The sequence below is a fragment of the Micromonospora sagamiensis genome (genome assembly GCF_014680085.1).
Lineage (GTDB): Bacteria > Actinomycetota > Actinomycetes > Mycobacteriales > Micromonosporaceae > Micromonospora > Micromonospora inyonensis.
In genome coordinates this window covers 702578-717930 of sequence record NZ_AP023438.1, presented here as the reverse complement: position 1 = coordinate 717930, position 15353 = coordinate 702578, and the positions used below count along the sequence as shown (strand labels likewise).

Sequence of the window (15353 nt, the reverse complement as noted above, 5' to 3'; positions counted from 1 at the left end):
CCCGTCGAGGCGGCCCGCACGTCACCGGGGGTGTCGGTCCCAGCGGCTAGGCTCGCACGTGTGGCCGACCCGTCGACGTACCGCCCCGCCCCCGGCACCATCCCCGAGTCGCCGGGGGTCTACCGGTTCCGCGACGGCACCGGCCGGGTCATCTACGTCGGCAAGGCCAAGAACCTGCGCAGCCGGCTCAACTCGTACTTCGCCGACCCGGTGGGTCTGCACCAGCGGACCCGGCAGATGGTCTTCACCGCCGAGTCGGTGGAGTGGACGTCGGTCGCCACCGAGGTCGAGGCGCTCCAGCTCGAATTCACCTGGATCAAGCAGTTCGACCCGAGGTTCAACGTCCGCTACCGGGACGACAAGTCCTACCCGTACCTCGCGGTCACCCTCGACGAGGAATACCCCCGCCTCCAGGTGATGCGCGGCGCGAAGCGCAAGGGCGTGCGCTACTTCGGGCCGTACTCGCACGCCTGGGCGATCCGCGAGACCCTCGACCTGCTGCTGCGGGTCTTCCCGGCGCGGACCTGCTCCGCCGGGGTCTTCAAGCGGGCCGGTCAGGTCGGTCGCCCGTGCCTGCTCGGGTACATCGGCAAGTGCTCCGCGCCCTGCGTCGGCAGCGTCAGCGCCGAGCAGCACCGGGACATCGTCGACGCCTTCTGCGACTTCATGGCCGGCCGCACCGACACCATGGTCCGCAAGCTCGAACGGGAGATGACCGAGGCCAGCGAGCAGCTGGAGTTCGAGCGCGCCGCCCGGCTCCGCGACGACGTCGCCGCGCTGCGCCGGGCGATGGAGAAGCAGACCGTCGTCCTCGGCGACGGCACCGACGCCGACGTGGTCGCCTTCGCCGACGACCCGCTGGAGGCCGCCGTCCAGGTCTTCCACGTCCGCGACGGCAGGGTCCGGGGCCAGCGCGGGTGGGTCGTGGAGAAGACCGAGGAGCTGACCACCGGCGACCTCGTCCACCACTTCTGCACCCAGGTGTACGGCGGGGAGCAGGGCGAGGCCGACGTGCCCCGTGAACTGCTCGTGCCCGAGCTGCCCGGCGACGCCGACGCCCTCGCCGACTGGCTCTCCGCCCGGCGGGGCAGCCGGGTCACCCTCCGGGTGCCGCAGCGGGGCGACAAGCGGGCCCTGCTGGAGACGGTCGGCCGCAACGCCAAGGACGCCCTCGCCCGGCACCGGCTGCGTCGCGCCGGTGACCTGACCACCCGCAGCAAGGCGCTCGACGAGATCGCCGAGGCGCTGGCGATGGACACCTCCCCGCTGCGCATCGAGTGTTACGACGTGTCCCAGAACCAGGGCACCGACGTGGTGGCCAGCATGGTCGTCTTCGAGGACGGCCTGCCGCGCAAGAGCGAGTACCGCCGGTTCATCGTGCGGGGCGCCACCGACGACCTGTCGGCCATGTCCGAGGTGCTGCGCCGCCGCTTCGCCCGCTACCTCGACGCCCGCGCCGAGACCGGCGAGATCGGCGAGGAGATGGCCGCCGACCCGGACCGCCCCGGTATCGACCCGACCACCGGTCGGCCGCGCAAATTCGCGTACCCGCCGCAGCTGGTCGTGGTCGACGGCGGCCCGCCGCAGGTGGCCGCCGCCGCGGCGGCCCTGGCCAGCCTGGGCGTCGACGACGTGGCGCTCTGCGGACTGGCCAAGCGGCTGGAGGAGGTCTGGCTGCCCGACGACGAGTTCCCGGTCATCCTGCCGCGCACCTCCGAGGCGCTCTACCTGCTGCAACGGGTCCGCGACGAGGCGCACCGGTTCGCCATCACCTTCCACCGCCAGCGCCGCTCCAAGCGGATGACCGAGTCGGCTCTGGACACCGTTCCCGGCCTCGGCGAGGTCCGCCGCAAGGCGTTGCTGCGGCACTTCGGGTCGTTGAAGCGGCTGTCGGCGGCCAGCGTCGACGAGATCACCGAGGTCCCCGGGATCGGCCCGCGCACCGCCGAGGCGATCCTCGCGGCGCTCGGCGCGGGCGAACAGCCCGCCCGCTCCTGAGGTCAGGTCACTCCGCGAGGACGGCGAGGATCTGCTCGCCGTACTTGGCGAGTTTGTTCTCGCCGACGCCGCTGACCCCGGACAGCTCGGCCAGGGACGTCGGCGCGTCGGTGGCGATCTGCCGCAGCGTGGCGTCGTGGAAGATCACGTACGCGGGAACGCCCTGCTCCTTGGCGGTCGCCGCGCGCCAGGCCCGCAGCCGCTCGAACACCGGCGCGGCCTCGGGCGACATCTCCACGGCAGGAGTCGTCCCGCCCCGGGCCGCCTTCGCGGTCTTCCCGGTCGACGCCGGCCGCTCCGGCTCGCGGCGCATCATCACCGTGCGCCGCCGGCCCAGCACCTCGGCGCTCGCCTCGGTCAGTGCGAGGGTGCCGTAGTCGCCCTCGACGGCGAGCAGCCCTTCGGCGAGCAGCTGCCGCACCACCCCCCGCCACTCGGCCTCCCGCAGGTCGGTGCCGATGCCGAAGGTGCTCAACGAGTCGTGCCGGTGCTGGACGATCTTGTCGTTGCTGCGGCCCAGCAGAATGTCGACGCAGTGTCCCGCGCCGAACTTCTGGTTCCGTTCCCGGTGCAACCGGTAGACCGTGGAGAGCAGCTTCTGCGCGGCGACGGTGCCGTCCCAGGTCTCCGGCGGGCTCAGGCAGGTGTCACAGTTGCCGCAGCCGTCACCGGTCGCCGGCTGGCCGAAGTACTCCAGGAGCTGCGCCCGCCGGCAGCGGACCGTCTCGCAGAGCGCAAGCATGGCGTCCAGGTGGGCGGCCAGGTTGCGCCGGTGGGCGAGATCCCCCTCCGACGTGTCGATCATCTTGCGCTGCTGCACCACGTCCTGGAGCCCGTACGCCAGCCAGGCGGTGGACGGCAGCCCGTCCCGCCCGGCGCGGCCGGTCTCCTGGTAGTAGCCCTCCACCGACTTCGGCAGGTCCAGGTGGGCGACGAAGCGGACGTCGGGCTTGTCGATGCCCATGCCGAAGGCGATGGTCGCCACCATCACCAGCCCCTCCTCCCGCAGGAACCGCCGCTGGTGGGCGGCGCGGGTCACCGCGTCCAGCCCCGCGTGGTACGGCAGCGCGGCGATCCCGTTGGCCACCAGGAACTCGGCGGTCTTGTCCACCGAGGCCCGGGAGAGGCAGTAGACGATGCCGGCGTCGCCGGGGTGCTCGTCGCACAGCAGGCTCAGCAACTGCTTGCGCGGCTCCCGCTTCGGCACGATCCGGTACTGGATGTTCGGTCGGTCGAAGCTGGCGACGAAGTGCCGGGCCTCGGTCAGGTCCAGCCGGGTGGCGATCTCGGTCCGGGTCGCGGAGGTCGCGGTGGCGGTGAGCGCGATGCGCGGCACCTCCGGCCAGCGCTCGTGCAGCATCGACAGGGCGAGGTAGTCGGGGCGGAAGTCGTGGCCCCACTGCGCCACGCAGTGCGCCTCGTCGATGGCGAACAGCGCGATCCGGCCCCGGTCGAGCAGCTCCAGGGTGCCCCGGCTGCCCAGCGCCTCGGGCGCGAGATAGAGCAGGTCGATCTCCCCGGCCACGAACTCCGCCTCGACCAGCCGGCGGGTGTCCAGGTCGAGGGTCGAGTTGAGGAAACCGGCCCGGACGCCGACCGCGCGCAGCGCGTCCACCTGGTCCTGCATCAGCGCGATCAGTGGCGAGACGACCACCGCCACGCCGTCGCGCAGCAGCGCCGGGATCTGGTAGCAGAGCGACTTGCCGCCACCGGTCGGCATCAGCACCAGCGCGTCGCCACCGCCGGTCACGTGCTCGACGACCTCCTGCTGGAAACCCCGGAAGGAGTCGTAGCCGAACACCCGCCGCAGCACGTCCAGCGGGGTCTCGGTACGCAGCGCGGCGGGGGAGTCCATCGGGGGATTGTACGAGCGCGGAGTGACCCGCTGACGGCTGGCCGAGCGCGGGTCGGCCGGTACCCGTTCCCGGGCTCTGCCGGAGCCCTGGGCGATGCCAGGATTTTACCCACTGTTCCCGCGCACGACCCATTCTCCTTGCGTCCCTGTGTGGCGTAACAGAAAAGACGCGAAAAGCTACGATCCGCTAAATCCGGCGGTCGGTCGCATTCAGCCAAACGGCGGAGGGTAGCGCCGCCTTTCGGGCTGTCGTCAATCGCCTTGGTAGGCCGTCTGAGCTGCACCGGGCGGCCGGAGCCAATTGTTGGATCACGCTAATGTAAAGCGCTGCCAACCGTATTTCTCTGATCGGTCCAGCCGCGTATCGTGCCGGGTCGTGTCCCTATTCCGAACCATCGGCGGTTGGCCAGGACCGCCACGGTGAATGTCCGCGCCCGCCTGGGCGCGGCCGGGTAACCGACACCGGGCCGACAGACAGGCCAGACAGCTCACCCTGACCGTCCGGAGGCCCGCGTGCCAGCATCCCGCACCGCCCGCGTACGCCGGCACAACGGCTCGTCCGACCAGCCGAACCGGTTGTGGTCGGTCCGAACCCAGCTACTCGCCCCGATCCTGATCGCCACCCTTGGCCTGCTCGGCCTCGGCGCGGTGCAGACCAGTACCGCCCTCTCCGCCTCGGCCGACGCCCAGCGGGCCCGGGTGCTGGCCGGTGCGGCCACCGCGACCGTGCAACTGGTGCACGAGGTGGAGCGGGAGCTCACCGAGACGGTCGCCCTGCGCGGACGCGGTGGGACCGCCGGGCGGCAACTGGTCGACGCCCAGCGCCAGCGCGGCGACTCGGCGGTGCGGCGGTACCGCGCCGCCGCCGAGGACGCCCGCGCCGCCGCGCCCGGGCTGGCCCGGGTACTGGACAGCACCGACGAGCAACTCGCCCAGCTCGCCGATGCCCGGTCGGTGGCGCTCAGCGACCGGCCGGCCGACTCGCTCTACCTCAACCTGGTCGACTCGCTGCTCGCCGTTGCCGACGCGCTGCCGGCGCAGGTGCGCAACACCGAACTGGCCAACGCGGCCCGGGAGGTGGCCTCGGTCGCCGCCCAGGAGCACATCGCCGCCCTGGAACGGGACCTGCTCCGGGCCAGCTTCAACCGTGGCACGCTGAGCAAGGAGGACCTGGTCCGCGTCGCCCATCTCCGGGGCGCCCAGGAACAGCGGCAGGCGGAGTTCTCCCGGATCGCCAGCCCCGAGGCCTCGGCCACCCACAGCCGGCTGATGACCGGTCCGGACGTCTCCACCGCCCGCCGGATGCGCGACCAGGTGCTCAGCGTCGACTCCGACTCCGATGCCCTGCGTACCGACGGCGACGCCTGGTTCGTCGCCCAGAGCAGCGTCATCCGCCGGTACAACCTGGTCGGGCGGGACCTCTCCGAACAGCTCGACGCGCGCGCCACCGAGCTGGCCACCGACGCGCGCACCAGCGCCCTGGCCACCGGGGCGGTCACCCTGGCGCTGGCCCTGCTCGCCTTCCTGACCGCCACCCTCCTCGCCGTACGCACCAGCCGCCGACTACGCGAACTGCGGGCCGCCGCGCTCATCATGGCCCGTCGTGAGCTGTCGGAACGGATCAGCGCGATCACCTCCGGCGTCCCGCAGGACCCGAACGGCACCTCGGCGTTGGAGCGCACCGCCGCCATCGCCCGGGGGCGCGACGAGATCGCCCAGGTCGCCGAAGCGTTCGACACCGTCAACCGGGCCGCGCTGCACCTGGCCGGCGAGCAGGCGGAGCTGCGGGTCGACGTGACCCGGATGGTCGAAGCGCTGGCCCGCCGGATCCGTACCCTGATCACCCGTCAGCTTCGGCTGCTCGACGAGTTCGAGCGCGAGGAGACCGACCCGGACGCGCTGGCCCGGCTCTTCGCCCTCGACCACCTGGCCGCCCGGATGCGCCGCAACGGTGAGAACCTGCTGGTGCTGGCGGGCGGCGAACCGGGCCGCGCCCAGGAGGGCGCCTACCTGCTGACCGACGTGGTGACCGCCGCCGCCTCGGAGATCGAGGACTATGTCCGGGTCGAGGCCGACCTGCCAGCGGTGGGGATAGCCGGCAACGCGGTCGGCAACCTGGTGCACCTGCTCGCCGAGCTGCTGGAGAACGCCACCGCGTACTCGCCGCCACACACCAACGTCCAGGTCGACGGCCGGCGTACGGTCGACGGCCTGGTCATCCGGGTGCACGACCAGGGCATCGGCATCAGCGACGCCCGCCTCGCCGAGATCAACGAACGGCTCAGCGCACCGGCCACCCTGTCCAGCGCGGCGGCCGGCAGCATGGGCCTGCACGTGGTCTCGCACCTGGCGGCCCGGCACCAGATCCGGGTCTCGCTGCACACCACCGGCAGCGGCACGATGGCCAACGTCGAGCTGCCCGAGTCGATCCTCACGCTGCCCCAGTACACCTTCCGGCACGGCCCCCCGAGCATCGAGCAGGCCCGCGCCGTACCGACGGCGACGAACTCGCCGGTCACCTGGTTCCACGCCGGCGCCGGGGCACCGGTCGGCCCGGAGTGGCTGACCCCGCCGGGTGTTGCGGGTCAACCGTCTCGGCCGTCTGTCGGTCCGGGCCGGGACCCGTCTGTCGGTCCGGGTCGGGAACTGCCACGGCGGGCCAAGGGGCAGGGGCTGATGGCCGAGCTACAGGCGCCCCCGCCGGCAGCGGCCAGGCAGTCCGACGAGTTGCTCGATCCGGAGATCGTACGAGCCCGACTGTCCGCACTGGCCGAGGGCGTGGCCACGGCCATGCGGCGCAGTCAACCCCCAGATCCGACCAGGAGGCAGCAGTGAGCCATTCCACCAGCGCCGGGCTCGACTGGCTGCTCGCCAGCTTCGCCGACCAGGTCCCGGACGTGGCACACGCACTCGTGGTCTCCGGCGATGGTCTGCGGCTGGCGGCCTCGCCGGGGCTGTCGATCGATCAGGTCGACCAACTCGCGGCGGTGATCAGCGGACTGGCCAGCCTGACCACCGGTGCCGCCCGGTTCATGGCCGCCGGCCGGGTCCGCCAGCAGATCGTCGACATGGACGGCGGGGTGATGCTGGTGATGGCGGTGGGCACCCGGGCGCTGATCGGGGTGTTGGCGGCACCTGGCTGCGACCTCGGGCAGATCGGCTACGAGACGGCGATGTTGGTGCAGCGGGTCGCCGAGGCGCTCGAACCGGCGGCCCGGGCATGATCCGCCGACGGACCGTACTGGCCGCTCCGCTGCTGTTCGCGCTGGGCGCCACCGGGTGCGCCGACGACCCGACGGCGGCGGACGCCAGCGAGGCCTGGCACGACGGGCGGATCTTCCTCGCCACCGGTAACACCACCGGCGTCTACTACCAGCTCGGTGGGGGCTACGCCGACATCATCAGCCGGCACCTGCCCGGGTACGAGGCGCGGGCCGAACCGACCGGCGCGTCCGGGGACAACATCCCCCGGGTGGTCAGCGGGGACATGGAGATCGGTTTCAGCTCGGCCGACACGGCGGCCGACGCCAGCGCCGGTCGGGGTGCCTTCCAGAACCGTCCTCAGCCGGTGCAGGCACTGGCCCGGATCTACAGCGACTACATCCAGGTGGTCGTCCGGGCCGACGCCGACATCGTGACCATGGACGACCTGCGCGGCAGGAACGTCTCCACCGGCTCGCCCCGCTCCGGCACCGACGTGATCGCCACCCGGCTGCTCACCGCGGCCGGCCTGGACCCGGAACGCGGCATCCACCGGGAGCGGTTCTCGCTGCCGGAAACCGTCAAGCGGATGCGGGCCGGGACCCTGGACGCGTTCTTCTTCTCCGGCGGGCTGCCCACCCCCGGCATCGCCGACCTGGTCAGCAGCGACGTCGGGAGGTACGCCTTCCTGCCGATCGCCAGCCTGGTCGGTGCGCTCACGAAGGTCTACGGGCCGGTCTACACCAGCGCGGTGCTGGCCAAGGACGCCTACGGGACCCGCCGGGACGTGCCGACCATCACCGTGCCCAACCTGCTGCTGGTCAGCCCGGCGATGCCGGAGAAGCTGGCGTACGACCTGACCCGGCTGCTCTTCGCGCATCAGGCCGAGCTCGCGACCGTGCATCCGGAGGGGCGGAACTTCGCCAGGCAGACGGCCTCGAATGCCGACCCGATCCCGCTGCACCCCGGCGCGGCCCGCTTCTACCGGGGCGGCTGACGCCCGGTCGCGCCACCGTCCCGGCGCCGGGCGTGGGTACCGCCCTCGTCGGCAGTGGCCACCGAGTTCGTGTGGACCGGGCCCGACACGCGCCCCTGGGCCGTCCGGTCAGCGGACGGTGATGTCGACGCGGCGCTGCGCGCCGGAGCGGACGTCGACGGCCGGGGCGGTGACCGGGGGCGAGCCGTCCGCCGGCACGACGTCGACCTCGTACCGCCCGGGGGCGAGCTGCCAGCGGAAGTAGCCGTCCTCGTCGGTGGTCACCACCACCTCCGGCACCGGCACCGGGGGAGTGTCGAGGGACCGTACCCGGATCACCGCGTCGACGACCGGGGCGCCGGACGGCGTGCGGACCCGTCCGCTGACCACGCCCCGTCGTCCGGGGCGGTCGTCGTCGTCCGCCTCGGGGCGCGTGTCGTCGTCCGGCTCGTCCGGCCGGTCGCTCACCGGTTGGCTGGGGCTGCCGGTGGCCGGTGCGGGGGTGTCCACCGGACCGGCGTCGCCCTGGCACCCGGCGAGCAGCGCGCCGAGGGCGACCAACGACAGGCCGAGTGGGCGCAGGCGCGTTCGCATCTTCGTGTCCGTCCCCTTTCCTGACCCGTCGCGACCATCGGTGCCCGACCGGCGGTGGGCGTCGGTCGGAATCGGAAGAACGACAGGACCCCGGTCTGGTCGCCCGGTTTGGGTCACTTCTAACATGGCCACCGAGCGTGGATGGCCGGAACGCGGAATCGGGCAGGCACCCTGGTCGCGGTGCACGGAAGCGGGCCTGCCGGGAGCGGGGCGTGCCGGGCGCGCCGGTGAACGGGGTCGGAGGGCGCCGGACCGGGGGCGGGATAGAGTCGCTCACTGACGTTCGCGGTCGGTGGTGGCCGCGGGGCCACCGCCGGGGGGTAGCAGGTGAACGAGGCGCTGACAGGCCAGGCTCCGGTGGCTGAGGGCTCCACACCGGCAGAGCCGTACGCCGAGGGGGAGACGAGCCTGGTCGTGGTCACCGGGCTCTCCGGCGGTGGCCGGAGCACGGTGGCCCGGGCCCTGGAGAACGTCGGCTACTACGTGGTCGACAACCTGCCCCAGGCGCTCCTGCTCGACATGGCCGAGCTGGCGTCGAAGGCGGGCGGTGCGGCCCGGCGTACCGCGATGGTGCTGGACGTCCGCTCGCGCGCCTTCTCCACCGACCTGGCCGGCGCGATCCGCGAGCTGAAGGAGCGCGGCTTCTCCCCGCGCGTGGTCTTCGTCGACGCCGACGACGAGGTGCTCATCCGGCGGTTCGAGAGCGTCCGCCGCTCGCACCCGTTGCAGGGCGACGGCCGGCTGGCCGACGGCATCGCGGTCGAGCGCAGCCTGCTGGAGGAGGCCCGCGACCAGGCCGACGTGATCGTCGACACCAGCCACCTGAACGTCAACCAGCTCCGCCGGCGCATCGAGGAGCTCTTCGGCGAGGAGGACGCCCGGCGGCTGCGGGTCACCGTGCTCTCCTTCGGTTTCAAGTACGGCCTGCCGCCGGACGCCGACTTCGTGCTCGACGCCCGCTTCCTGCCGAACCCGTTCTGGGTGCCGGACCTGCGCGAGCAGACCGGTCGGGACGCGCCGGTCAGCGAGTACGTGCTCGGCCAGGAGGGTGCCGAGGCGTTCGTGTCGGCCTACGCCGACCTGGTCAACGCCACCACCGCCGGTTTCGAGCGGGAGGGCAAGCGGTACCTGACGGTGGCGGTGGGCTGCACCGGCGGCAAGCACCGCAGCGTTGCGATCACCGAGGAGCTGGCCGCACGGCTGCGCCAGTCGGGTCTCGCCGCCAACGCCCAGCACCGGGACCTGGGGCGCGAATGACGGCGACGAAGGTGGTGGCCTTCGGCGGCGGGCACGGCCTGTCCGCGTCGCTGCGGGCGTTGCGCCGGTGCGCTCCCGAACTCGACCTCGACATCACCGCCGTGGTGACCGTGGGCGACGACGGCGGTTCCAGCGGCCGGCTGCGCGCCGCCCGGGGCGGGCTGCCCCCCGGTGACCTCCGGCAGGCGCTGGTCGCGCTGGCCGGGGACCACCCGACCACCCGCCGCAGCGCGCGGCTGTTCCAGCACCGGTTCGCCCGTACCGGTGCCGATGTCGTCGCCACCCCGGCCGGGGTCGCGGTCGGGGCCGGCGTCGGCGGTACGCCCGCCGCCGACGGCCCGGCGACCCGGGGCGGGACGTCGACCGGGGTGTTCGCGTCGACCGGGAACGGGGACGGGCCCGGCGGGTGCGCCGACGGCCTGGACGGGCACGCGGTCGGCAACCTCGTGCTGTTCGGTCTGATGGAGCTGCTCGGCGACCCGGTGGTCGCGCTGGAACACGCCGGCACCATGCTCGGCACGGTCGGCCGGGTGCTGCCGATGTCCTGCGAGCCGGTCGGCATCGAGGCGCAGGTGCGCGGCGTGGATCCGACCCGCCCGGACGAGGTCCGCACCGTACGCGGGCAGCACCAGGTGGCGGTCACCACCGGTCGGGTGGAGGCGTTGCGGCTCACCCCGGCCGCACCGGTCGCCTGCCCGCAGGCGGTGACGGCGATCCGGGACGCCGACTGGCTGATCTTCGGACCGGGGAGCTGGTACACCAGCGTCCTGCCGCACCTGCTGGTGCCCGGTTTGGCCGAGGCGGTCGTCGCCAGCCCGGCCCGGCGGCTGGTCACCCTGAACCTCTCCGCCGAGAAGGAGACCCAGGGGCTCTCCGCCGCCGGCCACCTCGCCGCGCTGCGTCGCTACCTCCCGGAACTCGTGGCCGACTGCGTGCTCGCCGACGACCGGGTGGTGACGGATCCGGAGTCGCTGGCCCGTGCGGCAGAATCCCTGGGTGCCCGGCTCGTGCTCGCCCCGGTCGCCGTCGCCGACGGCAGTCCCCGGCACGATCCGGCCGCCCTGGGCGCCGCCCTGGTGCCTGTCCTGGGCGCCGCTCGTTAAGCACCTACGTAATCACCGGCGGCACGCCGGAACCGGTCCGTGAGGGGACGCACAATGGCGATGACGGCTGCGGTCAAGGACGAGCTGAGTCGGGTCGACGTGCCCAAGCCCTGCTGCCGGCGGGCGGAGATGACCGCCCTGCTGCGGTTCGCCGGTGGGCTGCACATCGTCTCCGGTCGGGTGGTGGTCGAGGCGGAACTGGACACCGGGGCGGTCGCCCGACGGCTGCGCCGCGAGATCGCCGAGGTCTACGGCTACCCGAGTGAGATCCACGTGCTCGCCTCCGGCGGCCTGCGCAAGGGCAGTCACTTCATCGTCCGGGTGGTCAAGGACGGCGAGTCACTGGCCCGGCAGACCGGGCTGCTGGACGTCCGGGGCCGTCCGGTGCGCGGCCTGCCCCCGCACGTGGTCGCCGCGAACGTCTGCTGCGCGGTGTCGGCCTGGCGGGGCGCGTTCATGGCGCACGGCTCGCTGACCGAGCCGGGCCGGTCCAGCGCCCTGGAGATCACCTGCCCCGGCCCGGAGTCGGCACTGGCGCTGGTCGGCGCGGCCCGCCGGATCGGGATCACCGCCAAGAACCGTGAGGTGCGCGGCGTGGACCGGGTGGTGGTCAAGGACGGCGACGCGATCGCCGCGCTGCTCACCCGGGTCGGTGCCCACTCCAGCGTGCTGGCCTGGGAGGAGCGCCGGGTGCGGCGTGAGGTCCGGGCGACGGCCAACCGACTGGCGAACTTCGACGACGCCAACCTGCGCCGGTCGGCGCGGGCGGCGGTCGCCGCCGCCGCCCGGGTGACCCGGGCACTGGAGATCCTCGCCGACGACGCCCCGGAGCACCTCACCTCCGCCGGCCGGCTGCGCCTGGAGCACCGGCAGGCCTCCCTGGAGGAGCTCGGCGCGCTGGCCGAGCCGCCGCTGACCAAGGACGCCATCGCCGGCCGGATCCGCCGGTTGCTCGCGCTGGCCGACAAGCGCGCCCGCGACCTCGGCATCCCCGATACCGAAGCAGCCGTCACGCCCGACATGCTCGTGGTCTGATAGGACGGTGGGGCGCTGACGGGGTCCGGGCCACGCCCCGGCGCAGCGCGCCGTCGTGCGCTCGGATAGGGTCGCAGCGTACGGCAAGGGGGCCGGCAACTGGCTTCCCCCGCCGTACCCACCGCCTCGGCGGTCTGGTCCGTCGGACCGCGGCGGGGTGGCCGAGATGAACTGTCAACGGCCGGCTCCAGCGGTCGGCGCACATCAACTCGCCGGCCGCCGTCTGGCGCCGGCGGACCAGAACGCGAGGAGATGGGACCTGTGACCATCCGGGTTGGCATCAACGGCTTCGGCCGCATCGGCCGCAACTTCTTCCGGGCAGTCCTGGCGTCCGGCGCGGACGTCGAGGTCGTCGCCGTGAACGACCTGACCGACAACGCGACGCTCGCCCACCTGCTCAAGTACGACAGCATCCTCGGCCGCCTCCCGCACGAGGTCAAGGCCACCGCCGACGAGATCACCGTCGGTGCCCAGACCATCAAGGCGTACGCCGAGCGCGACCCGGGCAAGCTGCCCTGGGGCGACCTGGGTGTCGACGTGGTCATCGAGTCCACCGGGTTCTTCACCGACGCCACCAAGGCCAAGGCGCACGTCGACGGCGGGGCCAAGAAGGTCATCATCTCCGCCCCGGCGAAGAACGAGGACGTCACGGTCGTCATGGGCGTCAACCACGACGACTACGACCCGGCCAAGCACACCATCATCTCGAACGCCTCCTGCACCACCAACTGCCTGGCCCCGATGGCGAAGGTCATCCAGGACACCTTCGGTATCCAGAAGGGCCTGATGACCACCATCCACGCGTACACCCAGGACCAGAACCTCCAGGACGCGCCGCACAAGGACCTGCGCCGGGCCCGCGCCGCCGCGCTGAACATCGTGCCGACCTCCACCGGTGCCGCCAAGGCGATCGGCCTGGTCCTGCCCGAGCTCAAGGGCAAGCTCGACGGCTACGCGCTGCGGGTGCCGATCCCGACCGGCTCCGCCACCGACCTGACCGTCGAGGTCGGCCGGGAGACCAGCGTCGACGAGGTCAACGCCGCCATCAAGGCCGCCGCCGAGGGTCCGCTCAAGGGTGTCCTGGTCTACAACGAGGACCCGATCGTGTCGGCCGACATCGTCACCCACCCGGCGTCCTGCATCTTCGACGCGCCGCTGACCAAGGTGATCGGCAACCAGGTCAAGGTCGTCGGCTGGTACGACAACGAGTGGGGCTACTCGAACCGCCTGGTCGACCTGGTCAAGCTGGTGGGTTCGTCGCTGTGACCATCCGTACCCTCGATGACCTGCTCGCCGAGGGGGTTTCAGGTCGGCGCGTCCTGGTACGCGCCGACCTGAACGTGCCACTCGACAAGCAGACCGGTGCCATCACTGACGACGGGCGCATCCGGGCGGTGCTGCCGACCCTCGACGCGCTGGTGCAGGCCGGCGCGAAGGTGGTCGTCTGCTCGCACCTGGGCCGCCCGAAGGGCGCGCCGGACCCGCAGTACAGCCTCCGGCCGGTCGCCGGTCGGCTCGGTGAGCTGCTCGGCGCGCCGGTGCACTTCGCCACCGACACCGTCGGCGACTCGGCCCGTTCCACCGTCGAGGCGCTGGCCGACGGCCAGGTCGCGCTGCTGGAGAACCTCCGCTTCAACAAGGGGGAGACCAGCAAGGACGACGCCGAGCGGGCCGCCTTCGCCGACCAGCTCGCCGCGTTCGGCGAGGCCTACGTGGACGACGCGTTCGGCGCGGTGCACCGCAAACACGCCAGCGTGTACGACATCCCGGCCCGGCTGCCGCACGTCGCCGGCCGCCTCGTGCTGCGCGAGGTGGAGGTGCTCGGTCGGCTGGCCGGCGAGCCGGAGCGCCCGTACGTGGTGGTGCTCGGGGGTTCCAAGGTCTCCGACAAGCTCGCGGTGATCGAGGCGCTGCTGCCGACGGTCGACCGGCTGCTCATCGGCGGCGGGATGTGCTTCACCTTCCTCAAGGCCCAGGGCCACGAGGTGGGCACCTCGCTGCTGGAGGAGGAGATGGTCGAGACCTGCCGCACCCTGCTGGAGCGTTCCGCGGGCAAGATCATGCTCCCGGTCGACGTGGTGGCGGCGGACGCCTTCGCCCCGGACGCCGCGCACGACACCGTCGCCGCGGACGCGATCCCGGCCAAGCGGCTCGGCCTCGACATCGGCCCGGAGACGGTCGCCGGCTTCGCCGCCGCGCTCGCCGACGCGAAGACGGTCTTCTGGAACGGCCCGATGGGCGTGTTCGAGATGCCGGCGTTCGCGAACGGCACCCGGGGGGTCGCCGAGGCGATCACCAAGACCGACGCGTTCACCGTCGTCGGCGGCGGTGACTCGGCCGCCGCGGTGCGGGCGCTCGGGCTCGACGAGTCCTCGTTCGGGCACATCTCCACCGGCGGGGGCGCCTCGCTGGAATACCTCGAGGGCAAGACCCTCCCCGGCATCGCGGCACTGGAGGACTGATGGCGGCGGTCACCCGCCGGCCGTTGATGGCCGGCAACTGGAAGATGAACCTGAACCACTTCGAGGCGAACCTCCTGCTCCAGAAGCTGGCGGCCAGCCTCAACGAGAAGCAGCTCACCGACGTCGAGTGCGTCGTCCTGCCGCCCTTCACCGACCTGCGGACGGTGCAGACCGCGGTCGACGGCGACAAGCTGCTCATCGGCTACGGGGCCCAGGACCTCTCCCCGCACCAGTCCGGGGCGTACACCGGGGAGATCTCCGGGGCGATGCTGGCGAAGCTCGGCTGCTCGTACGTGGTGGTCGGGCACTCGGAGCGGCGCGCGTACCACCACGAGGACGACGCCCTGGTCAACGCCAAGGTCACCGCGGCGCTCGGCAACGGGCTCACCCCGATCCTCTGCGTCGGCGAGGGGCTGGACGTCCGGGACGAGCAGCGGCACGTCGTGCACTGCCAGGACCAGCTCACCGCCGGCCTGAAGGGGCTCAGCGCCGAGCAGGTCACCAAGGTCGTGATCGCGTACGAGCCGGTCTGGGCGATCGGTACCGGCAAGACCGCGACCCCGGAGGACGCCCAGGAGGTGTGCGGGGCGGTGCGTGAGCGCCTGGCCGAGCTGTACGACCAGGCGACCGCGGACCAGGTCCGGATCCTCTACGGCGGGTCGGTCAAGGCGTCGAACGTCGCCGCGATCATGGCCAAGCCGGACGTGGACGGCGCGCTCGTCGGCGGCGCCAGCCTCGACGCCGAGGAATTCGCACAGATCTGCCGCTTCCCGGAGCACATCACCCGCTGATCGCTCGCTATCCTTGACTCCGCCCGTCCGTCGGTCGGTGCCGCACGCCCGACACGCGCGGGGCGAGGATCGCAATGAGAG

General features: G+C 72.6%; 12 protein-coding genes. 10 read left to right on the top strand and 2 right to left on the bottom strand.

The genetic code is table 11. The features are described 5' to 3' along the window. Positions 1–60: 60 nt before the first annotated feature. Complete coding sequence (gene uvrC, locus IGA62_RS02740) at positions 61–1998, top strand: excinuclease ABC subunit UvrC (protein ID WP_145816484.1); 1938 nt, start codon at positions 61–63, stop codon at positions 1996–1998. 7 nt (positions 1999–2005) lie between these two features. Here the strand turns inward: uvrC and recQ are convergent, their stop codons facing one another. Then, on the bottom strand, positions 2006–3853 hold the full coding sequence (gene recQ, locus IGA62_RS02735; RefSeq protein ID WP_145816486.1) for a DNA helicase RecQ: 1848 nt from the start codon (positions 3851–3853) through the stop codon (positions 2006–2008). A 513-nt stretch (positions 3854–4366) separates the two neighbouring features. On the opposite strand from recQ, the gene IGA62_RS02730 reads away from it, so the two are divergent. From IGA62_RS02730 to IGA62_RS02720, 3 genes are read left to right on the top strand one after another with little or no spacing between them, the layout of a single operon-like run. Next, positions 4367–6688 (top strand): sensor histidine kinase, encoded by a 2322-nt coding sequence (locus tag IGA62_RS02730; protein WP_145816488.1) that lies wholly within the window; start codon positions 4367–4369, stop codon positions 6686–6688. Further along, complete coding sequence (locus IGA62_RS02725; protein WP_145816490.1) at positions 6685–7077, top strand: roadblock/LC7 domain-containing protein; 393 nt, start codon at positions 6685–6687, stop codon at positions 7075–7077. Before IGA62_RS02730 ends, IGA62_RS02725 begins: the two co-directional genes overlap by 4 nt. Further along, the gene (locus IGA62_RS02720) at positions 7074–8051 is read left to right on the top strand and encodes a TAXI family TRAP transporter solute-binding subunit (RefSeq protein WP_145816492.1); all 978 of its coding nucleotides are present in this window, start codon (positions 7074–7076) and stop codon (positions 8049–8051) included. The genes IGA62_RS02725 and IGA62_RS02720 overlap by 4 nt, the downstream gene beginning before the upstream one ends. 108 nt (positions 8052–8159) lie before the next feature. Here IGA62_RS02720 and IGA62_RS02715 read toward each other — a convergent pair whose 3' ends face one another. Continuing rightward, entirely contained in the window at positions 8160–8624 is a 465-nt protein-coding gene (locus IGA62_RS02715) for a carboxypeptidase-like regulatory domain-containing protein (RefSeq protein ID WP_186499762.1), read from the bottom strand. A gap of 357 nt (positions 8625–8981) precedes the next feature. Between IGA62_RS02715 and rapZ the strand changes: the two genes are divergently transcribed. The 6 genes from rapZ to tpiA all read left to right on the top strand — a co-directional run bounded on the left by rapZ (position 8982) and on the right by tpiA (position 15272). After that, a complete protein-coding gene (gene rapZ, locus IGA62_RS02710; RefSeq protein WP_145821843.1) occupies positions 8982–9881 on the top strand; it encodes an RNase adapter RapZ in 900 nt (299 codons plus the stop codon). Continuing rightward, positions 9878–10984, top strand: a complete 1107-nt coding sequence (locus IGA62_RS02705; RefSeq protein ID WP_145816497.1) for a gluconeogenesis factor YvcK family protein — start codon at positions 9878–9880, stop codon at positions 10982–10984. Before rapZ ends, IGA62_RS02705 begins: the two co-directional genes overlap by 4 nt. A gap of 54 nt (positions 10985–11038) precedes the next feature. Continuing rightward, positions 11039–12019: a DNA-binding protein WhiA gene (gene whiA / locus IGA62_RS02700; protein WP_145816499.1), complete on the top strand. Its 981-nt coding sequence runs from the start codon at positions 11039–11041 to the stop codon at positions 12017–12019. A gap of 261 nt (positions 12020–12280) precedes the next feature. After that, positions 12281–13285, top strand: coding sequence for a type I glyceraldehyde-3-phosphate dehydrogenase (gene gap, locus IGA62_RS02695; protein WP_145816501.1), 1005 nt, complete (start codon positions 12281–12283; stop codon positions 13283–13285). Next, a complete protein-coding gene (locus IGA62_RS02690) occupies positions 13282–14481 on the top strand; it encodes a phosphoglycerate kinase (RefSeq protein WP_145816503.1) in 1200 nt (399 codons plus the stop codon). Before gap ends, IGA62_RS02690 begins: the two co-directional genes overlap by 4 nt. Further along, positions 14481–15272 (top strand): triose-phosphate isomerase, encoded by a 792-nt coding sequence (gene tpiA / locus IGA62_RS02685; RefSeq protein WP_145816505.1) that lies wholly within the window; start codon positions 14481–14483, stop codon positions 15270–15272. Before IGA62_RS02690 ends, tpiA begins: the two co-directional genes overlap by 1 nt. The last annotated feature ends 81 nt before the right edge of the window (positions 15273–15353 follow it).

Bases quoted from the DNA above. Each gene is read 5' to 3' on its own strand.
- recQ (WP_145816486.1), bottom strand. From the start codon at position 3,853: ATGGACTCCCCCGCCGCGCTGCGTACCGAGACCCCGCTGGACGTGCTG.
- IGA62_RS02720 (WP_145816492.1), top strand. From the start codon at position 7,074: ATGATCCGCCGACGGACCGTACTGGCCGCTCCGCTGCTGTTCGCGCTG.
- IGA62_RS02715 (WP_186499762.1), bottom strand. From the start codon at position 8,624: ATGCGAACGCGCCTGCGCCCACTCGGCCTGTCGTTGGTCGCCCTCGGC.
- IGA62_RS02705 (WP_145816497.1), top strand. From the start codon at position 9,878: ATGACGGCGACGAAGGTGGTGGCCTTCGGCGGCGGGCACGGCCTGTCC.
- whiA (WP_145816499.1), top strand. From the start codon at position 11,039: ATGGCGATGACGGCTGCGGTCAAGGACGAGCTGAGTCGGGTCGACGTG.
- tpiA (WP_145816505.1), top strand. From the start codon at position 14,481: ATGGCGGCGGTCACCCGCCGGCCGTTGATGGCCGGCAACTGGAAGATG.